The 25,986-nt window shown below is 63.0% G+C and carries 20 protein-coding genes; 1 reads left to right on the top strand and 19 read right to left on the bottom strand.

The annotated features are described in order from the left end of the window. Position 1: 1 nt before the first annotated feature. From V3W39_RS18485 to V3W39_RS18405, 17 genes are all read right to left on the bottom strand, one after another. The gene (locus tag V3W39_RS18485) at positions 2-748 is read right to left on the bottom strand and encodes an SDR family oxidoreductase (protein WP_177041720.1); all 747 of its coding nucleotides are present in this window, start codon (positions 746-748) and stop codon (positions 2-4) included. Positions 749-820: 72 nt separating this feature from the next. Further along, complete coding sequence (locus tag V3W39_RS18480) at positions 821-2,914, bottom strand: putative bifunctional diguanylate cyclase/phosphodiesterase (protein ID WP_330213088.1); 2,094 nt, start codon at positions 2,912-2,914, stop codon at positions 821-823. A 259-nt stretch (positions 2,915-3,173) separates the two neighbouring features. Then, positions 3,174-4,652, bottom strand: a complete 1,479-nt coding sequence (locus tag V3W39_RS18475) for an efflux transporter outer membrane subunit (RefSeq protein ID WP_330213087.1) — start codon at positions 4,650-4,652, stop codon at positions 3,174-3,176. Further along, positions 4,649-7,756, bottom strand: a complete 3,108-nt coding sequence (locus V3W39_RS18470; RefSeq protein ID WP_177076487.1) for an efflux RND transporter permease subunit — start codon at positions 7,754-7,756, stop codon at positions 4,649-4,651. The genes V3W39_RS18475 and V3W39_RS18470 overlap by 4 nt, the downstream gene beginning before the upstream one ends. Next, positions 7,753-10,854, bottom strand: coding sequence for an MdtB/MuxB family multidrug efflux RND transporter permease subunit (locus tag V3W39_RS18465; RefSeq protein WP_177041712.1), 3,102 nt, complete (start codon positions 10,852-10,854; stop codon positions 7,753-7,755). The genes V3W39_RS18470 and V3W39_RS18465 overlap by 4 nt, the downstream gene beginning before the upstream one ends. Beyond that, entirely contained in the window at positions 10,851-12,158 is a 1,308-nt protein-coding gene (locus V3W39_RS18460; RefSeq protein WP_177114633.1) for an MdtA/MuxA family multidrug efflux RND transporter periplasmic adaptor subunit, read from the bottom strand. Before V3W39_RS18460 ends, V3W39_RS18465 begins: the two co-directional genes overlap by 4 nt. Positions 12,159-12,388: 230 nt before the next feature. Continuing rightward, a complete protein-coding gene (gene tpx / locus V3W39_RS18455; protein ID WP_177041708.1) occupies positions 12,389-12,889 on the bottom strand; it encodes a thiol peroxidase in 501 nt (166 codons plus the stop codon). Positions 12,890-12,997: 108 nt separating this feature from the next. Further along, positions 12,998-15,712, bottom strand: coding sequence for a cystathionine beta-lyase (metC, locus tag V3W39_RS18450; protein WP_330213086.1), 2,715 nt, complete (start codon positions 15,710-15,712; stop codon positions 12,998-13,000). A gap of 26 nt (positions 15,713-15,738) precedes the next feature. Continuing rightward, on the bottom strand, positions 15,739-16,386 hold the full coding sequence (locus tag V3W39_RS18445; RefSeq protein ID WP_177041704.1) for a glutathione S-transferase family protein: 648 nt from the start codon (positions 16,384-16,386) through the stop codon (positions 15,739-15,741). Between the two features lie 132 nt (positions 16,387-16,518). Then, complete coding sequence (locus V3W39_RS18440) at positions 16,519-17,115, bottom strand: cysteine dioxygenase (RefSeq protein WP_177041702.1); 597 nt, start codon at positions 17,113-17,115, stop codon at positions 16,519-16,521. Positions 17,116-17,131: 16 nt separating this feature from the next. After that, the gene (locus V3W39_RS18435; protein ID WP_177041701.1) at positions 17,132-17,956 is read right to left on the bottom strand and encodes an amino acid ABC transporter ATP-binding protein; all 825 of its coding nucleotides are present in this window, start codon (positions 17,954-17,956) and stop codon (positions 17,132-17,134) included. Continuing rightward, entirely contained in the window at positions 17,943-18,626 is a 684-nt protein-coding gene (locus V3W39_RS18430) for an amino acid ABC transporter permease (RefSeq protein ID WP_330213085.1), read from the bottom strand. The genes V3W39_RS18435 and V3W39_RS18430 overlap by 14 nt, the downstream gene beginning before the upstream one ends. Further along, entirely contained in the window at positions 18,616-19,350 is a 735-nt protein-coding gene (locus tag V3W39_RS18425; RefSeq protein ID WP_177041697.1) for an amino acid ABC transporter permease, read from the bottom strand. The genes V3W39_RS18430 and V3W39_RS18425 overlap by 11 nt, the downstream gene beginning before the upstream one ends. After that, on the bottom strand, positions 19,347-20,558 hold the full coding sequence (locus tag V3W39_RS18420; protein ID WP_177121556.1) for an aminotransferase class I/II-fold pyridoxal phosphate-dependent enzyme: 1,212 nt from the start codon (positions 20,556-20,558) through the stop codon (positions 19,347-19,349). Before V3W39_RS18420 ends, V3W39_RS18425 begins: the two co-directional genes overlap by 4 nt. Further along, on the bottom strand, positions 20,555-21,976 hold the full coding sequence (locus V3W39_RS18415) for an FAD-binding oxidoreductase (protein WP_330213084.1): 1,422 nt from the start codon (positions 21,974-21,976) through the stop codon (positions 20,555-20,557). The genes V3W39_RS18420 and V3W39_RS18415 overlap by 4 nt, the downstream gene beginning before the upstream one ends. Beyond that, positions 21,969-22,775, bottom strand: coding sequence for a transporter substrate-binding domain-containing protein (locus V3W39_RS18410; RefSeq protein WP_330213083.1), 807 nt, complete (start codon positions 22,773-22,775; stop codon positions 21,969-21,971). The genes V3W39_RS18415 and V3W39_RS18410 overlap by 8 nt, the downstream gene beginning before the upstream one ends. A 2-nt stretch (positions 22,776-22,777) precedes the next feature. Beyond that, a complete protein-coding gene (locus tag V3W39_RS18405) occupies positions 22,778-23,614 on the bottom strand; it encodes a transporter substrate-binding domain-containing protein (RefSeq protein ID WP_330213082.1) in 837 nt (278 codons plus the stop codon). Between the two features lie 240 nt (positions 23,615-23,854). Here V3W39_RS18405 and V3W39_RS18400 point away from each other — a divergent pair, with 240 nt between their 5' ends. Next, positions 23,855-24,715, top strand: coding sequence for a LysR substrate-binding domain-containing protein (locus V3W39_RS18400; RefSeq protein WP_371132002.1), 861 nt, complete (start codon positions 23,855-23,857; stop codon positions 24,713-24,715). Positions 24,716-24,718: 3 nt separating this feature from the next. Here V3W39_RS18400 and dnaQ read toward each other — a convergent pair whose 3' ends face one another. Further along, positions 24,719-25,459: a DNA polymerase III subunit epsilon gene (gene dnaQ, locus V3W39_RS18395; RefSeq protein WP_169389386.1), complete on the bottom strand. Its 741-nt coding sequence runs from the start codon at positions 25,457-25,459 to the stop codon at positions 24,719-24,721. A gap of 70 nt (positions 25,460-25,529) precedes the next feature. Continuing rightward, positions 25,530-25,982, bottom strand: coding sequence for a ribonuclease HI (rnhA, locus tag V3W39_RS18390; protein ID WP_053255695.1), 453 nt, complete (start codon positions 25,980-25,982; stop codon positions 25,530-25,532). Positions 25,983-25,986: the final 4 nt, after the last annotated feature.

Here is a 25,986-nt window from a genome sequence, read left to right as displayed (position 1 = left end):
TTTATCGACCACCCGCCAGGTCAATAAAGGTCCCGGTGGCATAGGACGCCTTGTCCGACAGCAGCCAGATAATCCCTTCCGCCACTTCTTCCGCACGCCCGCCACGGGCCATGGGAATCCCCGGCTCCAGCTTGCTGACCCGATCAGGGTCGCCGCTCAGGGCGTGGAAGTCGGTGAAGATAAAGCCGGGACGCACGCCATTGACCCGGATCCCCTCACCTGCCACTTCCTTGGAAAGCCCGAGGGTGAAGGTGTCGAGGGCACCCTTGGACGCGGCATAATCCACATATTCCCCCGGTGAACCCAGGCGCGCAGCGGCCGACGAAACGTTGACGATGCTGCCGCCCTGCCCGCCATGCTTGGGCGACATGCGCAGCAGCGCGTGCTTGGCACACAGGATGGGGCCCAACACGTTGGTCCGCAGAGTCTTCAGGATGCGGAATTCGGACATCTCATCCACCCGCGACTTGTGCCCCACGGTCCCGGCATTGTTGACCAGCGCCGTCACCCGGCCCAATTCGGTATCGACCCGGTGGAACAGGGCGATCACTTCATCTTCGATACTGACATCGGCCCGCACCGCAATTGCTTGGGCGCCAAGGGCGCGCACTTGCTCAAGTACGCGATGGGCAGCTTCTTCATCGGCCTGGTAGTTGATGCAGATGCGATAGCCCTGGGCAGCGGCCAGCAACGCCGTGGCGGCGCCGATCCCACGACTGCCACCGGTGATGACGACGACTTTGTCCATGTGTAAGGTCTCCTGATTCAACGTGAGCTGATGGATCCAATACTACCCGCGCCCTGCAGGTTTTGCATGGGCTCACGTCGCCGAATGTGCACTCACCACGTGTTCGGCGCGCTGGATATCGGCCATGAACCCCTCGGCCGGCAACGGGTGCCCCAGCAGATAACCTTGCAACGAATCACAGCCCAGGCGCGTGAGGAAGCTTTGCTGGGAGTCGGTCTCGACCCCTTCGGCGACAATACGCAAGCCCAGGGCCTGGCCGAGGGCGACGATGGCCGAGACGATGGCGGCGTCGTCGCTGTCATGCTCCAGGTCGCGCACAAACCCCCGGTCGATTTTCAGCTCGTTGGCCGGCAGGCGCTTGAGGTACATCAGGCTCGAATAACCGGTGCCAAAGTCGTCGATGGACAGGTCGACGCCCATGTCCGAGAGCTTCTGCAACACCGTCATGCTCGCATCGGCATCGCTCATAGCGGTGGTTTCGGTGATTTCCAGGGTCAGGCTGTTGGCCGGCAAGCGGTGGCGCTCCAGGGCATTGGCAACGCTCTTCACCAAGCCGGCATGGCAGAACTGCAACGCCGAAAGATTCACCGCGATGCGCCAGTCGCGATAGCCCTGGGCGTACCACACCTGCATCTGGCGGCAGGCTTCATTGAGCACCCAGTCGCCGATGGGAATGATCAACCCGGTTTTTTCCGCAAGCTCGATAAACTTGTCGGGCAACAACAGGCCCTGTTGCGGGTGCTCCCAGCGCAGCAACGCCTCGGCGCCCACCGGGCGACCGCTGATGGCGTCGAACTTGGGCTGGTAATACAACCGGAACTGCTCGTGCTCCACGGCGTTGCGCAAATCCTGCAGCAGTTGCAGTTGCTTGCGCGCGTTGGTGTTCATGGAGATGTCGAAAAAGCTGTAGCCGTTCTTGCCCATGCCCTTGGCGTGATACATCGCCGCGTCGGCGTTCATCAGCAATTCCTGGGGCGTGCCGCCGTTGCCGGGGAACAGCGCGATGCCGATGCTCGCGGAGATTTTCAGCTCATGCTCGGCCACGCGAAAAGCCTGGTTGATCAGGCCCACCTGGCGCTCGGCCAGGCGCAACGCATCGTCAGGCTGGCCCAATTGCACCAGCAACACGAACTCGTCACCGCCGATACGGGCCAGGGTGTCATGGCTGCGCAAGTCTTCCCGCAGGCGCAGGCCGACTTGCTGCAACAGCTGGTCGCCCATGTGGTGACCGAACGCGTCGTTCACCGGTTTGAAGCCGTCCAGGTCGATAAACATCAATGCGAAGCAGCCGGCCTCTTCGTTCACCCGCTGTATGGCTTGCTGAATCCGGTCAGCGAGCAAGGTGCGGTTGGGCAAACCAGTGAGCATGTCATGCAGGGCCAGGTGGGTGAGTTCCTGGTTGGCCTGGGTCAGGGAATCGGCCAACACCGCAGTGCGGGCTTCCAGGCGGGCGTCCAGCAGAGACGTCAGCAGTGCAATGCTCAGCACCGCCAGGGTGGTCACCAGCACCAGGTTGTCCAGGCCTTTTCCACTCAGGCCGTTCAGGGCCGCGCCGCAAAAACTGCCATCGGCGAACCGCGCGGCGGCCATGCCGGTGTAGTGCATGCCAACGATTGCCACGCCCATCACCATCGCCGCCCCGCCCCGGGCCAAGCGCACGTATGGCGTGTTGCGCCGCAGGTTGAAGGCAATCCACAAGGCCGCCGCCGACGCCCCGACGGCAATCAGCAACGAGGCGGTGAACAGCGTGGGGTCGTAGTCGATGCCGGGGGTCATGCGCATGGCGGCCATGCCGGTGTAGTGCATGGCGCTGATGCCGGCGCCCATGATCAACGCGCCAAAGGCCAGCTGCCACGCCGGCAAGCGCGGCTGGCTCACCAGCCACAAGGCAAAACCACTGGAAAGGATTGCGATCAGCAATGACAGCGCCGTGATGTCGACGTCATAGCCCAGGCTGATGGGCAGGCGAAAGGCGAGCATGCCGATAAAGTGCATCGACCAGATGCCCACGCCCATCGCCAGCGCACCGCCGCCCATCCACAGGTACACCGCGCGGCCCTTGGCCGTGGCAATGCGCCCGGTGAGGTCCAGCGCGGTATATGACGCGAGGATCGCGACAAACAAGGAAATCAGGACAAGGGCGGGGGAATAACTACCGGTGAGCATGGGACTTCTCGTGACCAATGGGCCGAACGGCATCCGTGCCGGGCTGAAAAGTCAGGGATTGTAGCGAGAATAATTCTTGTACACCTGAAATATTGTCGTATAGCCATTACTGGCAATTTGACGTCAAACACCTGACTCACTAAACACCAGGATCAACTGTGGGAGCTGGCTTGCCTGCGATGCAGACAACTCGGTTTTTCAGTTACACCGAGGTGATGCCATCGCAGGCAAGCCAGCTCCCACAGGGATTGTGACGTGCTTATTTCTTGTCGCTCAACTGCATCTGCCCGTCCCAACCACCGCCCAATGCGGCGATCAGCTGCACACTGGCCACCAGCCGGGTTTGCAGCAGGGTCAGCACCGTGCGCTCGTTGCTCAGGGCCGTGGCTTGCACGGTGACCACATCGAGATACGCGATCAAACCGGCCTTGTACTGGTTCTGGGTCAGGCGCAGGGATTCCCGGGCGGCATCGAGGGCTTCGTTGCTGACCACCGCCTCGTCTTCCAGGACCTTGAGCTGGACCATGTAGTTTTCCACCTCGCGGAAACCGTCGAGTACGGTCTGGCGGTACTTGGCCACGGTTTCATCGTAGGACGCTTCGGCGCGGTCGACTTCCGCCGAACGCTGGCCGCCGTCAAACAGGGTCATGGCGAGTTTCGGCCCCACCGACCAGAAGCGGTTCGGCAGGCTGATCCAGTCGGCGTAGGTGCTGCTGGAATAGCCACCGGCCAGGCTCAGGGTCAGGTCCGGGTAATAGGCGGTCTTGGCCACGCCGATGTTGGCGTTGGCGGCGATCACCGAGCGCTCGGCCTGGGAGATATCCGGGCGGCGTTCCAGCAGTTGCGACGGCAGGCTCACCGGAATCTGCGGCAGGGCCGGGATGTCCTTGCTCACCGCCAGGTTGAAGTTGGCCGGCGGCACACCGATCAGCACGGCGATCGCGTTTTCCAGCTGCGCGCGCTGCCAGATCAGGTCGATCATGCTGGCCTGGGTGCTTTTCAGCTGGGTCTGGGCCTGGGCGATGGCGTCCTTGCCCGAAACGCCGGCGCGGTATTGGTTCTGGGTCATTTGCAGGGAGCGCTGGTAGGTGTCCACCGTGGCTTGCAGCAAACGGGTCTGTTCGTCCATCACCCGCAGTTGCAGGTAATCCTGTACCAGCTCCGATTGCTGGCTCAGGCGCATCGCCGCCAGGTCTGCCGCGCTCGCTTCGGCGCTGGCTTCATTGGCTTCCAGGCCCCGGCGCAATTTGCCCCAGATATCGGCTTCCCAACTCACGCCCAATTGGGTGTTCAAGGTGTCGCGGATACCGCTGCTGGAGCTGCTCAGGCTGGCGTTACTGCTGCCGGTGCCCTGGCTGGCGCGGGTTTTCCCGGCACTCAGGTCGACGGTCGGGAAGAACGCCCCACGGGCACTGCGCACCTGCGATGCAGCCTGGCGATAACGCGCCTCGGCCTGGGCCACGGTCTGGTTGGAGCTGTTGAGTTTCTCTACCAGCTCATTGAGTTGTTTGTCGCCATACAGCTCCCACCAGGCCCCCCGGGCCAACGAGTCGCTGGGCGCCGCCTGGCGCCAGCCCTCGGCCTCCTTGTACTGGGCAGGCTCGGTCAGCTCGGGGCGCTTGTAATCCGGGCCGACGGCGCAGGCGCTGAGCATCGCGCCGCACAGGGCCAGGCTCAGCAGCCTGGAGCCGCGAGTCATGGCCAGACGTTGCACGGAGGGAAACGTTGGATCGGTCATAGCGCAGTGTCCAGGGCAGCATCGGTACGCACTCCGCGCCAACCGTTGAAACGGTGGCGCAGGCGGTCGAGATAAAGGTAAACCACAGGCGTGGTGTAAAGGGTCAGGATCTGGCTGACCACCAGGCCGCCGATAATCGTCAGGCCCAGCGGCTGGCGCATTTCCGCGCCTTCGGCAGTGCTGAGCAGCAACGGCAAGGCGCCAAGGATCGCCGCCAGGGTGGTCATCAGGATCGGCCGCAACCGCACAAGGCAGGCGGCGCGAATCGATTCCAGCGGGCTCATGCCGTCGTGGCGTTCCAGTTGCAGCGCCAGGTCGATCATCAGGATCGCGTTTTTCTTCACCACCCCGATCAACAGGAACAACCCCAGCAGGGAAATCAGGCTGAACTCGCCTCCCAGCACGTAGATCGACAACAGCGCGCCGACACCTGCCGAGGGCAAGGTCGAGAGGATGGTCAGCGGGTGAATGTAGCTCTCGTAGAGGATCCCCAGCACCAGGTACACCGCCACCAGCGCACCGAGGATCATGAACGGCTGGCCTTTTTGCGTGGCGGCGAAGGCATCGGCGGTGCCGGCCATCTTGGCAATCACTTCCTCCGGCAAGCCGACCTTGGCAACGGCACGCTCGATGGCCGCAGTGCCCTGCTCCACCGTGACACCGGGTGACATGTCGAACGCGATGTTCTGCGAAGCGAACTGCCCTTCATGTCGCACCGTGTCATCGGCCAGGCTGTTTTCGTAATGCGCGATGGTCGACAACGGGACGCGGGCGCCCGTGGCGGTTATCACCTGCACCTGATTGAGGGTGATCGGGTCCTGGGCATATTTCGGATTGACCTCCATCACCACCTGGTACTGGTTGAGGCTGTCATAGATGGTGGAAATCTGCCGCTGGCTATAGGCGTTGTTCAACACCGCCGTGACCATGCTCATATCAATGCCCAGGCGCTTGGCCTGGTCACGGTCGACCACCAGCGTCACCTGCGCGGCGCCACGGCCTTCACGGGCATCGATGGCAGTCAGTTCCGGCAACCCGCGTAACGCCTCGACCACTTTCGGGTACCACAGGCGCAAGGCCGCCAGGTCACCGCTTTGCAGGATGTAGGAATATTGCGAACTGGACTGGTCGCGGCTGCCGCCAAACTGCAGGTCCTGGTCAGCCATCAGGAACAAGCGCCCGCCCGGTACCAGCGGCACATCCTTGCGCAGCCGCTCGATCACACCCTGGGCAGAAATCTTGCGCTCGCTGATGGGCTTGAGCCGCACCAGCATCACCGCATTATTGGTGCCGTTGTTGCCGCCGATAAAACCGGCCACGCTGAGCACCGCCGGATCCTTGAGCACGGCCTGACGGAAGATCTCCATCTTCGGCTGCATCACGCCAAACGACAGCCCGTCATCGCCGCGCACAAAACCGATCAACTGGCCGGTGTCCTGCTGGGGCATGAAGGTTTTCGGCACCACCACGTACAGCGCCACGTTGACCCCGATGGTGATCAACAGGCTGAGCAGGGTCAGGCGCCGATGGCGCAGCACCCAGTCGAGGCTGCGGGCGTAGCCGGCGACCATGCGCGTGTGGGCCTTCTCGCTCCAGCGCTGCAAGCCGGTTTCCTGCCCTGGGACATGAGGCTTGAGCCAACGGGCGCAGAGCATCGGGGTCAGGGTCAGCGACACCACCAGCGAGACCATGATCGCCGCCGCCAGGGTGATGGAAAATTCGCGGAACAGGTTGGTGACGATCCCGCCCATGAACAGGATCGACAGGAATACTGCCACCAGCGAAACGTTCATCGACAGCAGGGTGAACCCGACTTCCTGGGCCCCCAGGTACGCCGCCTTCATCGGTGGCACGCCGTCATCGATATGCCGGGAAATGTTCTCCAGCACCACGATGGCATCGTCCACCACCAGGCCGGTGGCAAGGATCAACGCCATCAGCGACAGGTTGTTCAGGGAAAAGCCGAACAGGTACATCACGGCAAAGGTGCCCACCAGGGACACCGGCACCGCCAGGGTAGGAATCAACGAGGCGCGGAAGTTTCCGAGGAACAGGTACACCACCAGGATCACCAGCGCCACGGCGATCAGCAGCGTCATCTCGGCTTCATGCAGGGTGGCGGTGATCACGGGCGAACGGTCCATGGCCAGGTTCAGCTTGACGCTGGACGGCAATACCGCCTGCAACGCCGGCAACTGGGCCTTGATCTGCTTGACCGTCTCGATGATGTTGGCGTCGGACTGGCGGTTGATCACCAGCAGCACCGCCGAATCGTTGTTGAAGAAGCCGCTGTTGTAGCGGTCCTCCACGCCGTCGCTGATCTTGGCCACGTCGCCCAGGCGCAGGGCTGCGCCGTTCTGGTAGCGAATCAACAGCGGTTCGTAGTCCTTGGCCTTTTCCAACTGGTCGTTGGCCTGGATCTGCCAGTTGCGCTCGCTGTCTTCCAGGGAGCCCTTGGGCCGGCGCACGTTGGCGTTGGCAATGGTGTTGCGCACATCGTCCAGGGCCACGCCATACTGGTCGAGGGCCTTGGGTTCAAGTTCGATCCGCACGGCAGGCAAGGAGCTGCCGCCGATCTGCACTTCACCCACGCCCGGCACCTGGGACAGGCTTTGGGACAGGATGGTCGAGGCCAGGTCGTACAGCTGGCCCTTGGGCAACACGTCCGACGTCAGGGACAACACCATGATCGGCGCCTGGGACGGGTTGACCTTCTTATAGGTGGGCATGCTGCGCATGCCGCTGGGCAACAGGTTGCGCGACGCGTTGATGGCCGCCTGCACTTCCCGGGCCGCGCCGTTGATGTCGCGGTCGGAGTCGAACGCGAGGATCACCCGGGTCGAACCCTGGCTCGACGAACTGCTCATGGTGGTGATGCCGGCAATGGCGCCAAAGGAGCGCTCCAGCGGCGTCGCCACCGTGGAGGCCATGACCTCGGGGCTGGCCCCGGGCAAGCTGGCGGATACCACGATCACCGGGAAGTTGATCTGCGGCAGCGGCGACACCGGCAACAGGTTGAAGGCCACGCCGCCCAGCAACATGATCGCCAGGCTCAACAGCATGGTCGCTACGGGCCGGCGAATGAAAGGTCCGGACAGGTTCATGACTCAACCGGCTCCAGACGCACCGGCTCTTTGCGCCAGCGACGCCCCAGGCGGTCGAAATACAGATAGATCACCGGGGTGGTGAACAGGGTCAATACCTGGCTCACCAGCAGCCCGCCGACCATCACCAGGCCCAGGGGCTGGCGCAGCTCCGCACCGGAGCCGGTGGCAAGCATCAACGGCACGGCACCGAACAGCGCGGCCAGGGTGGTCATCAGGATCGGCCGGAAGCGCAGCAGCGCCGCCTGGTAGATCGCGGTTTGCGGGTCCAGGCCCTGGTTGCGCTCGGCGTCGAGGGCGAAGTCGATCATCATGATCGCGTTCTTCTTCACGATACCGATCAGCAGGATGATGCCGATGATCGCGATCATGCCCAGGTCGTTGCCACTGAGCAGCAAGGCCAGCAAGGCCCCTACCGCTGCCGACGGCAGGGTCGAGAGAATGGTGATCGGGTGGATGTAGCTCTCGTAGAGCACACCCAGCACGATGTACATGGTCACCACCGCCGCCAGAATCAGCAGCAAGGTGCTCGACAGCGACGCCTCGAACGCCTGGGCCGCGCCCTGGAACTGGGTCTGCACGCCCACCGGCATGCCGATGTCTTTCTGGGTCTGGTTGATCAGTTCCACGCCCTTGCCCAGCGCCACGCCGGGGGCCAGGTTGAACGACATCATCACCGCCGGGAACTGCCCGATATGCGCGATCGCCAACTGGGCCTGGCGCTGTTCCACATGGGCCAGGCTCGACAGCCGTACCTGGCCGCCGTCGGTGGTTTTCACATGGATCTGGTTCAGGGCGGCCGGGCCGAGGGTTTCACCCGACTGGGCCTGCAACACCACGCGGTACTGGCTGGCCTGCGTATAGATCGTGGAAATCTGCCGCTGGCCGAAGGCGTCGTACAGCGCATCGGTGATGGTCGACACCGTCACGCCAAGGCGCGAAGCGGCGTCGCGGTCGATCACCAGGTACACCTGCAGGCCTTTGTCCTGCAGGTCGCTGGCAACATCGGAAAGTTCCGGCAACTGGCTGAGGGCGTGTACCAGCTTGTCGCTCCACAGGGCCAGCAACTCGGCGTCCGGCGAGGACATGCTGAACTGGTATTGGGTGCGGCTCACACGGTCTTCAATGGTCAGGTCCTGCACCGGCTGCATGAACAGGCGGATACCCACCAGCTTGTCCAGCTGCGGCTGCAGGCGCGTGATGATCTGCGCTGCGCTGAGGTCCCGTTGGCCGTGGGGCTTGAGGTTGATCAGCAAGCGGCCACTGTTCAGGGTGGCGTTGTCACCGTCCACCCCGATATAGGAGGACAGGCTCTCCACCGCCGGGTCTTCGAGGATGATCTTCGCCAACTCCTGCTGGCGCTGGCTCATGGCCGCAAAGGAAATCGACTGTGGCGCTTCGGAAATGCCCTGGATCACGCCGGTGTCCTGCACCGGGAAGAAGCCCTTGGGCACCGCCAGGTACAGCACCACCGTCAGGCCCAGGGTGGCGATGGCCACCAGCAGGGTCAGCGGCTGGTGCTTGAGCACCCACTGCAACTTGCGCCCGTAGGCTTCGATCAGCCAGTCGATCCAGGCGCCGCTGGCCTTGTAGAAACGGCCCTGTTCCTCTTCCTTGGGTTCACGCTTGAGCAACCGCGCGCACATCATCGGCGTGAGGGTCAGGGACACCACCAGGGAAATCAGGATCGCCACCGCCAGGGTGATGGCGAATTCACGGAACAGGCGCCCCACCACATCGGCCATGAACAGCAACGGGATCAATACCGCGATCAGCGACAGGGTCAGGGAAATCAGGGTGAAGCCGATCTGCTTGGCGCCCTTGAGCGCTGCATTGAGCGGGGTCTCGCCCTCCTCGATATAGCGGGAGATGTTCTCCAGCATCACGATGGCGTCATCCACCACAAAGCCGGTGGCGATGGTCAGGGCCATCAGCGTCAGGTTGTTGATGGAGAAGCCGGCCAGGTACATCACCCCAAAAGTGCCCACCAGGGACAGTGGCACGGCGATGGACGGAATGATGGTCGCGCTGAAACGGCGCAGGAACAGGAACGTCACCATCACCACCAGGGCGATGGCGATCAGCAATTCGTGTTGCACGTCCGTGACCGACGCCCGGATGGTCTGGGTACGGTCGGTGAGCACCGTTACGTCCAGGCCGGCCGGCAGGTTGTCGGTGATGCTCGGCAACAGTGCCTTGATCCGGTCCACCACCTCAATGACGTTGGCCCCGGGCTGGCGCTGAATGTTCAGCAGCACGGCCTGGTTTTCGTTGGCCCAGGCGGCGAGGCGTTCGTTCTCGGCGCCATCGACGATCTGTGCCACATCCTTGAGCCGCAACGGCGCGCCGTTGTTGTAGGCCAGGATCAGCTCGGCGTATTCCTTGGGCGAGACCAACTGGTCGTTGGCGTCAAGCATCGAGACCCGCGTGGGGCCGTCGAAGTTACCCTTGGGCTGGTTGACGTTGGAGGCGGCGATCAGGGTGCGCACGTCCGAGAGGTTCAAGCCGTTGGCCGCGAGGGCCTCGGGGTTGACCTTGATCCGCACCGCCTGGCGCTGGCCGCCGGCGATGCTGACCATGCCGACGCCGCTGATCTGCGCGATCTTCTGCGCCATGCGGGTGTCGACCAGGTCATTGAGCTTGGGCAACAGCATGGTCTTGGAGGTGATGGCCAGGGTCAGCACCGGGGTGTCCGCCGGGTTGACCTTGTTGTACACCGGCGGCGCCGGCAAGTCCTTGGGCAACAGGTTGGTGGCGGCGTTGATCGCAGCCTGCACCTGTTGCTCGGCGACATCCATATTGATGTCGAGGTTGAAGCGCAGGGTCAGCACCGAGGCGCCGCCGGAGCTGGTGGACGCCATTTGGGTCAGGCCGGGCATTTGCCCGAACTGGCGCTCCAGGGGCGCCGTCACCGCGCTGGTCATCACGTCCGGGCTGGCGCCGGGGTACAGGGTCATCACCCGGATGGTCGGGTAATCCACCTGGGGCAAGGCCGACACCGGCAACAGGCGGTAGGCGATCACGCCGGCCAAAATAATGGCCAGCATGCTCAGGGTAGTGGCTACCGGGCGAAGGATGAACAGCCGCGAGAGGTTCATGCGCCGCCCTTTTGCGCCTTGCCGGCATCAGCCGGGCCTTGCTGCGTCTTGGCTGCCGGTTGGCCCTGGAGGTGTTCGGTCGGGGTGGTCGGCACCTCGTTGCTGTCGTTGACCACTTCGATTTCACTGCCGTCTTTCAAGCGGTCGGTGCCTTCGAGTACCACGCGGTCGCCGGCGGCCAGGCCTTCCTTGATCACGGTGTTGTCGCCGTCGGAATCACCGATCACCAGCGGGCGCACCTTGACCTTCTTGTCGCCATCGAGCACGTAGGCAAAGGTGCCGGTGTTGCCGAACTGGATCGCCGCCGACGGTGCCAGCACCACGTTGTGCAGGGTGTCGGCCAGCAGGTGCACATTCACGAACTGGTTGGGGAACAGCGCCTGGTCCTTGTTATCGAAGCGTGCCTTGAATTTCAGGGTGCCGGTGGTGACGTCGATCTGGTTGTCCAGGCTCTGCAACACGCCGCGGGCCTTGAGGGCCACATCGCCACGGTCCCAGGCTTCCACCGGCAGCTTGTTGCCGGCGTGATAACGCGCCAGTACGGTTTCCAGGGTGTTTTCCGGCAGCGTGAAGACCACGCTGATGGGCTGGGTCTGGGTGATCACGGCCAGGAAGGTGGTGTCGTTGGCGGCGACGAGGTTGCCCACGTCCACCTGACGCAGGCCGACACGCCCGGTAATCGGGGCGCGGATCTTGGTGAATTCGAGGTTGAGCTTGGCGTCATCCACCGCGCCCTGGTTGGTCTTGACCGTGCCCTGGTACTGCAGCACCAGCGCTTCGGCGGTGTCCAGGGTTTGCTTGGCGATACTGTCCTGGGCATACAGGTCGCGATAACGCTGCACGTCGACCTGGGCGTTTTTCAGCTGGGCCTGGTTTTGCAACAACGTGCCCTGGGCCTGGAGCAAGGCATTCTGGTAACTGCGCGGGTCGATTTCCGCCAGCAGGTCACCGGCCTTGACCATCTGCCCTTCTTCAAAGGCGATCTTGACCAGCTCTCCCCCTACCCGGCTGCGCACATTGATGGTGTTCAATGCGGTGACCGTGCCCAACGCCTTGTAGTAAACCGGGAACTCACCCAGCACCGCAGGCGCCACACGTACCGGCACCGGGCCGGTAGCACCACCAAAGCCCGGGCGCATCATGCCCGACTTGCCGGCATGCCCGGCGGGCTTTTTCTCGGCGCTGTCTTTATGGCTGCCGGGCCAGAATTTCCAGCACAGGCCGGCAATAACCAGCAGCACGAGCAGGCCGAACAGCCAGCGACGGGAGTGACGAGGGGTGGATTGCATGGAGTGATCAACCATTGGGCGCGAGAGCTTCTTCTTTGGGAGGCTGAAAGATAAGCACTGGGGCGCGTTAAGAAAAGCGCCTTTACCGGCTATTTACCTTGGATTACAACTTTTAACTTCTTTGCTTAGTCCATTCGCTATCCGGCTAAGCGTCTGAAGCACAAATAAAAACGGCCTGGACTAGGCCAGGCCGTAATACTGCATCACGCGTGTTACTGCAAAACGACAGTAATGCGTAGCAACAGTTACTTCAAAACAGCCAGGGCTGCTTCGTAGTTCGGCTCTTGGCCGATTTCGCTGACCAGTTCGCTGTGCAGCACGTTGTCATTTTCGTCCAGCACCACGACGGCACGGGCGGTCAGGCCGCGCAGCGGGCCATCAGCAAGCGCAACACCGTAGTCGACAGCAAATGCCGCCTCACGGAAGTCCGACAGGTTCTTCACGTTTTCCAGGCCTTCGGCACCGCAGAAACGCGCCTGGGCGAATGGCAGGTCAGTGGAGATGCACAGCACCACGGTGTTGCTCACGTCGTTGACCTGAGCGTTGAACTTGCGAACCGAAGTGGCGCAGGTCGGGGTATCAACGCTTGGGAAGATGTTCAGCACTTTGCGCTTGCCGGCAAAGGTTGCCAGGGTTGCGTCAGACAGATCGCCAGCAGTCAGGGTGAAGTCTGGCGCCTTGGCGCCGACTTTCGGCAAATCGCCTTCGACCTGGACAGGGTTGCCTCGGAGGGTAACTTGAGCCATGAACGGAATCCTTCTAGTGGTGGTAGTGAAACGAATTTCAGGTGCCGAAGTTAAACACAAAGTTCGATGGGCACCTATGGTCGGACGCAAATTGTCATGGAGCGCAGCTCAACGCCCCGCCACCACGAACCCCCGCTGCAAATCCTCGATCAACGCTTCCACATCCTCCAGCCCCACATGCAGACGCACCACCGGGTTCAGTCCACGGTCGGCAGCGCTCTGGCGATCCTGGGTGTCGGCCAGGGTCACCAGGCTCTCAAAGCCGCCCCAGGACGCACCCAGGCCAAACAGCCGCAAGCCGTCGATAAACCGTTCGACATAACCGCCGTCCGCGCTGTTGAGTTCAAACGACAGCAAACCATTACTGCCGCTGAAATCACGCTTCCACAGCGCATGCCCTGGGTGCTCGGGCAAGGCCGGATGAAATACCCGCTTGACCTGCGGCTGCACCTGCAACCATTGCGCAATCGCCAGCGCCTGACGCTCGTGCACATCCAGCCGGGAAGCCAGGGTGCGCGCGCCACGCAGGATCAGGTAAGCATCGTCGGCGCTGACCGCATTGCCAAAGGTGTCGCTCATTTTTGCCAGGGCCGGCCATGCCGCTTGCGTGGTGCAGACGCTGCCCATCATCACGTCGCTGTGGCCGCCGAGGTATTTGGTCAGGGCCATGATCGAGATGTCGGCGCCCAACGCCAGCGGGCGGTACAGGTAGGCCGAGCCCCAGGTGTTGTCCACCGCCAGCAGAATCCCACGCGGCTTGCACAGGGCGGCAATCGCGGGCAGGTCACACAGTTCATACAGCAGTGAACCGGGCGTTTCGGCGTAGACCATTTTGGTGTTGGCCTGAAGCTGCGCTTCCAGGCCGCTGCCGTCCGGGGTGAAATAGCTGACTTCGATACCGAACGGCCGGAGGAACTCGCGAGCCAGCTTGCGCACCGGCGAATACACCGCGTCGGTGATCAGCACGTGATCGCCGGGCCGCAAGTAGGCCAGGAACGTCTGCGCCGCTGCAGCGAGGCCGGAGCCATACAACCGTGTGCGGTAGCCGCCCTCGAGCTCGGTGACCAGGTCTTCCAGGGCAAACGCGGTGGGATTGCCACGCGCGCCGTAGCTCAGGACACGCTCGCTGTCACGTCGGGAACGCGCATCGCGCATCTGGGCCAGGTTGTCGAACAGCACGGTGCTCAGTCGGGTGATGGGGACGTTCACCGCCCGACCGCCATTGCCGCCTTCGGTACGCGCCGCATGAATCAGCCGGGTCCGCACCCGCGACGCCGGGGCCAATGGTTTGAGACTGGCGATTTCCGCCTCGCTCATCTGCGCCAGCAGGCCGATTTCCCAGGCCAGGTATTGGCGGGCAGCGTCCTTGTTGCCACTGTGGCGGTCGTGGGTGAAGAACAGGAAGTCGATGCACTGATGATCCGGTGGGGTTTGTGCGTCCTCAATCACCGGCAACCCGGCAGCGACCCACGCGGCATAGCCGCCGTCGAGCAAACGCACGTCCTCGCCCAACTCCAGCACGGCAAAAGCCGCCAGTGCCGGGTCATCAGCCAGCAGCACCAACGGGCGCACACCGGCGGTCAACAGCGAACGAATCGACCAGCGCGAACCGGCAATCCGGCCCTTGCGATGGGTCATGCTCGGGCGCAGGTCCACCAGGTCTACCGCGTTATCGCTCAAGGCATCCGACAGCGCCTGTGCCGAGATCAATGGCAATGCCTTGAACGGGACCGCCCGCGTGACCGGCAGCGCCAGCCCACTCTGGACCCCCTCTTCCAGCACATACGCCTCATGCCCCAACTGCCGCAGCCAACTGGCGACAATCGGCGCACGCACGCCGTCGCTGTCCACCAGCACCACCCGCGCCTGACGCACGCCGATGTACAGGTCGGTGGACTGAATCAACTGCCCGCCCGGGGTATGTTGCGCCCCCGGCAGACTGCCGGCGGCAAACTCTTCGGCGGTGCGCACATCGCACAGGAACAGGCTACGGGCCGAATCTGCCACCCATTGACGAACCTGCTCCGCCGCGACGCTGACCACCCCGGCGCGCTCCGCCAATTGCCGAGCGGCCTCGCGCTGCTGCGCCAGATCAGTGGAGACCTGATCGGCATAACGCCGGGTGCTGCCATGTTCCAGCTTGAAGTCCGCCAGGTACCAACCCTGGGTACCGTTTTCCAACGCATACACCGGGTTCTTCACGCCCAGATTGATCAACGTCTGGGCGCCGATAATGCTGCGGGTACGACCGGCGCAGTTGACCACGATCGGCGTGGTTTCATCCGGCACCAGGTCGTGCACGCGGTAGCCCAGCTCACCGTTGGGGCAGCAGATGGAACCCGGGATGGTCATCTTGCGGTATTCATCGAACGGCCTGCCGTCCAGCACCACCAGCGGCTCGCCCGTGGCCTGCCAGTCCGCCAGTTGCTGCGCGGTGACATGAGGCGTATGGCTGGCCTCTTCCACCAACTCGCCAAAGGCTTTTGACGGCACATGCACCCCGGCAAACAGTTGCAAGCCGGCTGCCTGCCAACCGTCCGCGCCGCCTTGCAGCACATGCACATGGCTGTAGCCCAACGCCTGCAAGCGCAACGCCGTGCGCGCAGCCACAGCGCCGCCATCCTGGTCGTAGATCACCAGGCGCACCTGAGGATTCGGCGCCAGGCGCTGCACTTCCAGCTCCAGGCGGCTATAGGGCAGGTTCACCCCGTGGAACAGATGGGCCTCGCCGTATTGGCCGTGCTCGCGTACGTCGAACAGGGCGATTTCCTGGCCGTCGAACAGCCATTGTTGCAATTGCCCGGGTGTGATGGTCTGGCTCATGAAAGTCCCGCAAAAATAGAGATGAGTTACTGCAAGGCCAACGAACGCTCGCCGGCGGCGACTTCACGCCCCTTGGCATACGCCCGCTGGACCGCCGGGCGCGCCTTGATCCGCAGGCGCCAGGCCTGGATGTTCGGGTAGTCCGCCAGGTCCTGGCCCTGGCGCAGGGGCTGGATCCACGGGAAGATCGCCATGTCGGCCACCGAGTACTCGCCCGCCACGTACGGCACCTCGGCCAAGCGCTGCTCCAGCACCCGATACAGGCGCGTGGCTTCGGCGTTCAGCAGGTCCAGGGCGAAGGGAATAGGTTCCGGGGCCTTCTCCTTGAACAGCTGCAACTGGCTCAGATACGGGGTGATATGCCCCACCTGCCAGAACAGCCATTCCTGGACTTTCTGACGCTCGGCGGTGCCGGCGGGCGGCAGGAAACGCCCGGCCTGGTCGGCCAGGTAATTCAGGATCGCCCCGGATTCGAACAGGCTCAGTGGTGCTTCAAGGCTGTGGTCGACAATCGCCGGAATCCGCCCATTCGCGCTGATGCGCTGGAAGCTTTCCTGCTTCTGCGCGCCTTCGCGGATGTTCACCGGAATCAGGCGGTACTCCGCCTCCAGTTCTTCAAGCAGGATGCCGACTTTCAGGCCGTTGCCCGTAGGCCAGTAATACAGATCAATCATAAAAACCCCTGGTGTGGGAGCTGGCTTGCCTGCGACGCAGGCGATGCGGTGAATCAGGTAACCCGCGTCGATGCAATCGCAGGCAAGCCAGCTCCCACATAAAGCGACTTTCGCCGCACATGAGCAGCGCTTTCAGGCATAGGCCCGGATTGAAGGCGCCATCTGAGAGGCGTTGTAGTTGAGAATCCGCCCGTCTGCTTCAACGCCATAACGGCCATTCAGGGATTCCAGCGGCAAGCCGTACAGGTGGAAGTGCAAGGTCGCCTGCTCACCCTCGACGCGAATCCCGTGCAGGTCTTCACCAAGGAACGAGATGGAAGTACCCGGCTGCACGATGACTTCTTTCTCGAGGGTCAAGGTGGTGAAGCCAGCGTCACGCCCTTCATCGTTGCGGCCATACACGTAGTTGATCTCCTGGCCTTCAACGGCACTGATGATCGCCCAGGTTTCATGGTTGTGGGGGATGGTGCTTTTGCCCGGCAGCAGCGAGTTCAGGTACAGGGTCGGCGTGTCGCCATCGTCGTTCAGGCGATAACGGAACGCGGTGCTGCCCTGCCCCGGTACCGGCGCGGGGAATTCGCTGAAGTTGAACAGGTCCCGGCGCTCGGCCAGGGTTTCCAGCAGGCCGACGATTTCCACCAGGGCCGCGCGGTCTACGCCACGCTGGTTGATGACGCGGATCTGCTGCAGGAAGTCTTCAATAACGGCGGCACGGTTAGCGGTACTCATGACGAGGTTCCTCTTGTTAGACAGACAGGGTGTAGCGGCTCAGGTTGGTCAACAGGTACGGATCATTGGCGATCGGCGGACGGCGGCCCGGATCGCCCAAGGCATGGCGCAGGAACTCCTGGGTGCGTTCACTGGTGGGGCGCTGGAAGATCTGCTCGGCGCTGCCGTGTTCGACGATCACGCCGTTTTCAGTGAAGTAGACGATGTCGCTGATCTCTTCGGCGAAGCGCATTTCGTGGGTCACCAGCACGCAGGTCATGCCCTCTTCGGTCAGCTCGCGGATCACCGTCAGCACTTCTCCGACGGTTTCCGGGTCCAGGGCCGAGGTCACTTCATCGAACAGGATCAGTTCCGGGCGCATGGCCAACGCCCGGGCAATCGCCACCCGCTGCTGCTGCCCGCCGGAGAGTTGGCCGGGATAGGCATCGGCCTTGTGCTCCATGCGTACCTTGGCCAGCAGCGCTCGCGCATCTTTCTCGGCATCACTGCGGTTGCGGCCGAGTACCTTGCGCGGGGCGATCACCAGGTTTTCCAGCACCGACAAATGCGGGAACAGGTTGTATTGCTGGAACACAAACCCGACGCGCTTGCGCAGCTCGATGCGCTGGGCTTCCTGGGTCAGGGTATCGACCCGGGTTTCACCCACGCGGATGGTGCCGCGCTGAGGCTGCAACAGGCCGGTGATGCAGCGCAGGATGGTCGACTTGCCCGAGCCCGACGGGCCGATGATCGACACCGCCTGGCCGCGGTGCACGTCGAGGTCGATGCCCTTGAGCACCCGGTTGTCACCGAACGACAGCTGCAAGTCCCGCAGGCTGACCAGGGGTTCAATAGAAGGCATAACGGCGCTCCAGGCGTTGGGTCAAACGGGAAATCGGGTAGCAATAGGCGAAGAACAGCACCAGCAGGCTCAGGTAGATCACCACGGTAAAGCCGGTCATGTTCACGGTGTTGCTGGCGATCTGTGCGGTGTCGATCACGTCATGCACGCCCACCAGCGACGCCAGGGCGGTGCCCATGGTGACCACCGCATAGAGGTTCATCCATGGCGGCAACATGCGCTTGAAGCACTGGGGCAGGATGATCGAACGGAAGATCTGGCCACGGGTGAACGCCAGTGAACGCGCGGCTTCCCACTGGGTGCTGGGGATCGAACCGATGGCGCCGCGAAAGATCTCCGCCACGTTGGCGCTGGCGGGCAACGCCAGGCCAATGGTCACCTTGACCCAGTCCGGGAACGACACGTAGCTGCTGCCGATGTGGATCTCGAACGGGAACACGTAGGTGGTGAAATAGATCAGCACCAGCCACGGCGCGTTGCGAAATACCTGCACCCACACACGCGCGACAACACCTGCGGGTGACAGCGCCAACGCTCCGATCAACAGGCCGAGCACCGAACCAATGGAAATCGCCACCACGCTGATCAGGATGTTCTGGCCAAAACCGCTGACCAGCGCCGGCGACCATTGCAGCAACGCCGACAGCACCGGGAATGAATCAATGACCATAGCCGGGCATCCTCAGGCGCGCTTCCAGCCAGCGCCCCACACAATTGACGGTAAAGCTCAGCAAGCCGAAAAAGCTCAGGATCAAAATCATCAGCTCCAGCACGTTGTCGCTCTGGGTCCAGATCATGATCGACGCGTAGGTGATATCGCCCACGGCAATGGCCGAGGCCACGGCAGTCATTTTCACCAGGTCGATCAGGTTGTTGATCAGCGACGGCAGTGCGAAGCGCAGGGCCAGTGGCAACTGCACATTCCACAGCAATTGCCGGCTGCTGAAGGCCAGGGAACTGGCGGCTTCCAGGGTCACGGCCGGCACTGCCTCGATGCCGGCGCGCAGGGCTTCGGCGTGGAACGCGCCCTTGTGCAGGGAGATCACGATCACCACCCAGGCAAACGGCGTCAGCGGGTTGGCTGCGCCGACGGCCTGGGTCAGCAGCATGTTCAACACCAGGAACGCGCAGTACAACTGCACCAGGGTCGGGGTATTGCGGGTGACTTCGATAAACACCCGCGCAGGCCGGGCCAGCCACGGGTTGCCCGAGGTCAGCAACGCCGCCAGGCTGATCCCGGCCAGCAGGCTGCCGACGATGGTGAACAGGCACAACAGCACGGTGGTCAGCGCGCCCTGCTCCAGGGTGCCGCGCTGATAGGCATCCAGCAGGAAGTTGTAGTTGAGGCCGATACCGGCCGCCCAGTGCACAAAAATCTCCAGCCAATGACTCATTCGTCGCCCCGCAACTTGCCGCAGGCAACAGCAATACGGCGCCCCGCCTCGGCCACGCTGTCGGTCGCCGTGGCGATGGACAGGCGAAACCACGGCGACAGGCCATAGGCACTGCCCGCCACACCGGCGACGCCCTCCTCCAACAGGTAAGCGACGACATCGCCGTCATCTTTCAACTGCTGACCGTCCGGGCGATAGCGGCCGAGCAAACCGGCGCAGCGCACAAACACGAAGAACCCGCCTTGAGGCTCAAGCACTTCCAGGCCGTCGACGGTGCCGAGGGCCATCATCAGCAAGTCGCGGCGCAGTTGATAGGCCGCTACCTGCTCGGCCAGAAAGCCAAGCCCGCCGGTGAAGGCGGCCAACGCGGCGGCCTGCCCGACGGAAGACGCACCGGAGGTGGATTGGGATTGCACCACCGCCATCGCGTTGGTCAGGGTCTGCGGCCCGGCGCCGAAACCGATGCGCCAGCCTGTCATGGCATAGGTCTTGGACACGCCGCCCACCAACAGGCAACGGTCCTGCAAATCCGGCGCGACGTTCAGCAGGCTCTGGGCCGGGCGACCGTCGAAGCGGATGTGCTCGTAGAGTTCATCCAGCAGCACCAGCACCTGGGGATGAAGGCGCAGCACCTCGGCCAGCGCGTGCAGTTCAGCCTCGCTATACACCGCGCCGCTCGGGTTGCCCGGGCCGTTGAGGATCAGCCAGCGGGTGCGCTCGTTGATGTGCTGCGCCAGTTGCGCCGGCAGCAGCTTGCAGCCCTGCTCCAGCCCGCACTCGATAAACACCGGCTCGCCACCGTTGAAGCGCACGCTGTCGGGGAATGACGGCCAATACGGCGTCGGCACCAGTACTTGATCACCGTCGTCGAGGGTGGCGGCAAAAGCGTTGAAGATGATCTGTTTCGCGCCGTTGGCAATCACGATGTTCGGCAGCGCATAGTCCAGGTGGTTTTCTTCGGCCAGTTTTCGCTGCACGGCGATCCGCAAGGCCTTTACGCCGGGTGTCGGCGTGTACTTGGTGGCGCCTGCTGCAATGGCGGCATAGGCCGCTTGCTTGATGTGCTCCGGGGTATCGAAATCCGGCTCGCCGGTGGTCAGGTCCAGAATGTCGCGGCCGGCGTCACGCAGTTCCGTGGCGCGGGATTTGGCCGCTGCATTGGCCGACAGCGACACGCGCTGCACGCGCTTGGACAAGCGAACGGTCATGGCTGCACCTCCAGGACTTTGCCGGGGTTGAGCAGGTTTTTCGGGTCGAGGGCGCGTTTGATGCGGCGCATCAGGTCCAGCTCCACCGGGCTTTTGTAGCGGCTAAGCATGCCGACCTTGCGCTGGCCAATCCCGTGCTCGGCGCTGATCGAGCCGCCGTGGGCATGGGCGCTGTCGTGCACCAGCAGGCTCAGGTCGGCGTAGTTGGCCATGTGTTCATCCACCGTTGAACCCAGCGGATGGGCCACGTTGTAATGCAGGTTGCCGTCCCCCAGGTGCCCGAACGTGAAGTTGCGCACGCCGGGAAAATGCACCTGCAACAGCGCATCGGTATGGGCCACGAAGGCGACGATTTGCGAGATGGGCACCGAGATGTCGTGCTTCATGTTGCGCCCGGCACGCTTCTGCGCCTCGCTCATGTTTTCGCGCAGCAGCCATAACGCTTCGCTCTGCGCCAGGCTTTCGGCGATCAGGGCGTCAGCCAGCAGTGACTGCTCGAAGGCTTCACCCAGGACCGTTTCGAAGGCTTCGCGGGCGTGGCTTTCGCCGTGGTTATCCGACAGTTCCAGCAAGGCGAACCATGGCTGACTGGCTTTCAGGAATGGTTGCGGGCCTTCGGGAAACTGCTCGCGCAACAACGCCAGGCAATCGGCGCTGAGCAGTTCGAATGCGGTGAGATTGGCGCCAAAACCAGCGCGGGCGTGGGACAGGAACGCCACCGCCTGGGCCAACTCATCAAAGGCCAGCAGCGCGGTGGCCTGGGCCTTTGGCAGCGGGAACAACTTCAGGGTGGCGGCGGTGATAATGCCGAGGGTGCCTTCGCTGCCGACGTACAAATCCCGCAGGTCGTAGCCGGTGTTGTCCTTGCGCAAACCCCGCAGTCCATTCCAGATTTCGCCTTCGGCGGTCACCACTTCCAGCCCCAGGGTCAGCTCGCGGGTGTTGCCATACCGCAGCACGGCGGTACCGCCGGCATTGGTGCCGAGGTTACCGCCAATGGTGCAACTGCCTTCGGCGCCCAGGCTGAGCGGAAACAGGCGACCGGCTTCACGGGCCACGTCCTGGATGTTTTGCAGGATGCAGCCGGCTTCGACGGTCAGGGTGTCGTTGTCGGTGTCGATCACGCGCACCCGGTTCATGCGGTCGAGCAACAGCAATACCGCGCGGCCGCTGGCGTCCGGCGTAGCGCCTGCCATCAGGCCGGTGTTGCCGCCCTGGACGACAATGGGCGCCTCCAGGGCCACACAGGCACGCACCACGGCGGCGACTTCTTCGGTGTTGGCCGGGTGTACCACGGCGATCACCTGGCCGGTGTAGCGGCCTTGTTTGTCGGTGAGGTACTGGGCAGCGTCTTCACTGCGCTGCACATGGGCGGCGCCGAGCAACTGTTGCAGGGTGGCGAATAGCGGTTCACTCATGGCTGTACTGCTCATGCAAATCCCGCAGGGCCTGGGACGGAGGCATACCGGTGCGCTCGCCCAGGGCGATCAGCCAGCCGCTGCGATGCCAGTCACGCACGATGGCGTCGAGCCTGGCCTGGGTATCGTGCTCGCCCTTGCGGATCCAGATCACGGATTTGGACGGGATCAAATCCCCCGGCAACGGGATCTCGTAGCCGGACCATTCGGCATCGTCCAGCAACGCGTGCATGGTCGGGCTGACGTGCACCGCCGCCACACAGCCATTGCCACGCAACGACAGCAGGGATTCGGACTGGCTGCGGAACGCCTTGATCTGCGCGCCGTAGGTTTCCTGCAATGGCTTGATGAAGTTGCTGCCCTGGGACACGCACACCGGCTTGTCTTTGAGGTCGGCCCACTGGGTGACGCCGGCGCCTTTGCGGATCAACGCCGCGCCGCCGACTTCTTCATAAGGCGTGGGCACGTAGTCGAGAATCTCGGCGCGCTCGTCGGTGTACTGCATGTTGGCAATCAGCACATCGACCTTGCCTTGCTGCAGGAACTGCACGCGGTTGGGGGCCAGTACCGAGACGGTCTTGGTCTCCACGCCCAGCGCCTGGCCGAGGCCCTTGGCCAATTCGACGTTGTAGCCCAGGTGTTCGCCGGTCTTGGGGTCGATGGTGCCAAACGGCGGGCCGCTGAGAATCACGCCGACGCTGATGGCGTGGCGTTGCTGGATTTTGTCGAGGGTGGCGTCGGCGTGGGCCAGGCCGGCACACAAAACCAGGCCGAGGGCGGTCAGGGATTTGAAATTCATGCTCAGGCGCCCTTGAACTGTTTCTGCAATTCCACCAAGGCCGGGGATGCCGGGGTGATGTGGTTGCGGGTCTGGGCTTCGATCAGCCAGCCGCTGCGGTGCAGTTCCTTGACGATCGGGTCGAGTCTGGCCTGGGTGTCGCTCTCGCCACGGCGGGTCCAGATCACCGACGGCGCCGGATTCAGCTCGGGGCTGAGGGAGCGGTAATCCTTCCATTCGGCACTGTCGTTGATCAGCGGGTTGACCAGCGTCGAATCATGCACCGCCGCGACGCAGTTGTTGCCGCGCAGGGCCAGCAGGGATTCGGAGGAGCTTTTGAAGGCTTTGATCTGTGCGCCGAGTTCGGTCAGCGGCTTGACGTAGCTGCTGCCTTGGGAGGTGCATACCGGCTGGTCCTTGAGGTCTGCCCAGCGGGTGATCTTGCTGTCCTTGAGCACCGCAGCGGTGCCGCCGATCTTGTAGAACGGCGTCGGTACGAAGCCAAGGATCTCGCCGCGCTCGGCGGTCCATTCCATGTTGGCGATCAGCAGGTCGACCTTGCCCTGTTGCAGGAACTGCACGCGGTTGGCTGGCAATACCGGCACCAGTTGCACTTCGGCGCCCAACTGGCGGCCCAGCTCGTTGGCCAGGTCGACGTTCAAGCCCTTGGGCTTCTGGGTGGTGGGGTCGATGCCGCCAAACGGCCCGCCGGACAACAGCACGCCGACCACCAGCACATGGCGCTGCTGGATCTTGTCCAGGGTCGCATCGGCCTGAGCCACCGCGCTGCCGCCCAGGGCAATCAATGCGCCCAGGACCACAGGCAACCTTCGTTTTACCGCCGCGCGCACAAAACCCATGGAACTCCCCTCATTAGCGATCGGCGTACCCCGACCTGATGTGGGGGCATGCTAGGGAGAGTGCCGGGGTAACGGAAATTCAAATATCTAATATCGTTATAACTTCCCGTATATGGATGCGCTGATTTTTGGCCATATACTCGAAATCATTAGCCATCGTAAAAATTCGACGCGACAACACATAAACATCTGTAATGTTTATCTTCGCACCCTTGATATAAAAAACGCCCTGGAATGGCCATGTCGACCCTCGATCTTGAACTGCTCCGCACCTTTATCGCCGTGGTCGACCACCACAGCTTTGCCGAAGCCGGCACTCACCTGGCCCGCACCCAATCCTCCGTCACCCAGCATATGCAGCGCCTGGAACAGCAAGTGGGGGTCAGCCTGTTTGAGAAACGCGGCCGGCAAAAACAGCTGACGGAACCCGGCTTGCAGTTGTTACGGCATGCGCGGCAGATGCTGTCGCTGAATGACGATGCGCTTAATTCCCTGCGGGAAAGCAGTCTCAGCGGCGTGCTGCGCATCGGCTCGCCCCACGACATCGCCGACACCATCCTGCCGCCGATCCTCAGCCATATCGCCCGCTCGGCGCCGCGCCTGCGCCTGGAAATCGATGTGGGCCGCAGCCCGTTCCTGATGGATGACTTGCACCGCGGCAAGGTCGACATGGTGATTTCCACCCGCGCCGATGCCAACCTGGAAGGCTTTGCGTTGCGTACTTCGCCGGTGTGGTGGATCTGTTCGGCGCAGTACATTCATTCACCGAGCGAGCCGTTGCCGTTGATTCTGGTGGATGAGCCGAGCATTTATCGGCGCTATGCCCTGGAGGCACTGGAACGCGCAAACATCCCTTGGCGCCAGGCGTACCTGGCGTCGAACCTGATCGGGATCAAGGCGGCGACGCGCGCAGGGTTGGGCGTGACCCCACGGAGCATGGAAATGCTCGGGCCGGACATGCGGGTATTGGGGGAGAACGATGGGCTGCCGAGGATGCCGGAGGTGACGTACTACCTGTGGATCCGCCCGAACACGGCGAACCCGATTGCGCGCAAGGCGTATGACTTGATCAGGGCCAGCCAGGGGCTGGCGCTGGGGTGACGATTATTGCTGGGTCAATTGGGTCCACAACGCCGGTGCGCCGGCGGATTTGGCGATCGCCTCCAGGCGCGCCGCGTGCTCGGCCATGTCCTGTTCGCTGGCGCGAATGATCGTGGTAGGCTGGCGATCCGCTGGCAAGCGGCGGATTTCCGAAGGGCGATTGCCCGAGCCTTCTGCCGAACCGTTGCCATCCGAAGCGTTGCCGGCCAGGGAGAGGCTGGTCTGGCCGCCGGTCATGGTCAGGTAGACGTCGGCGAGAATCTCGGAGTCGAGCAAGGCGCCGTGGAGTTCACGGCCGGAGTTGTCGACGCCATAGCGTTTGCACAAGGCATCGAGGCTGTTGCGCTGGCCCGGGTGACGCTCACGGGCCATCATCAGGGTGTCGAGGATCGAGCAGTGCTGGGTAATGTCAGCCCGGTCGGTCTGACCCATCAGCGCGAATTCGTTGTTGATGAAGCCAACGTCGAACGCCGCGTTATGGATGATCAGCTGTGCGCCGTTGATGAACTCGAAGAACTCATCGGCCACTTCGGCGAACCGCGGCTTGCCCACCAGGAATTCGTTGGTGATGCCGTGGACGCCGATGGCGCCTTCGTCACTTTCCCGATCCGGTTGCAGGTAGACGTGGAAGTGCCGGCCGGTGAGGCGACGGCCCATCAGCTCGACACAGCCGATTTCAATGATCCGGTGGCCATCGGTCACCGGCATGCCGGTGGTTTCGGTATCGAGTACAACAGATCGGATGGCCATCAGGGTTCAGCTCTCAACGGTTTGGGACATTTCAAGGGGCGGGATCTTAACACGTCAACCGGCATCAGCTCTGCTTGTAGCCGCGCACGTCATCCACGCCACGGTTGGCCAACTGATCGGCCCGCTCGTTGCCGGGATGGCCGATGTGGCCGCGCACCCATTTCCAGGTGATGTTGTGGCGGTTGCATTGTTCATCGAGCAATTGCCACAGGTCGGCGTTTTTTACCGGTTCCTTGGCGGCGGTCTTCCAGCCACGCTTCTTCCAGTTGACCATCCACTCGTTGATGCCCTTCATCACATACTGGGAGTCGGTCACCAGCAACACATCGCAACGGCGCTTGAGCTCTTCAAGGCCGCGGATCGCGCCCATCAGTTCCATACGGTTGTTGGTGGTATTGGCTTCGCCGCCCCACAGCTCCTTCTCCACGCCCTTGCATACCAGCAACGCGCCCCATCCGCCGGGACCGGGGTTGCCCTTGCAGGCGCCATCGGTGAAGAGTTCTACGGTATCGGTCATTTCA

Source organism: Pseudomonas sp. Z18(2022) (assembly GCF_036346535.1).
GTDB lineage: Bacteria > Pseudomonadota > Gammaproteobacteria > Pseudomonadales > Pseudomonadaceae > Aquipseudomonas > Aquipseudomonas yamanorum_A.
Note: the sequence above shows the minus strand (reverse complement) of the source record. Positions and strands in the feature narration are given on the sequence as shown.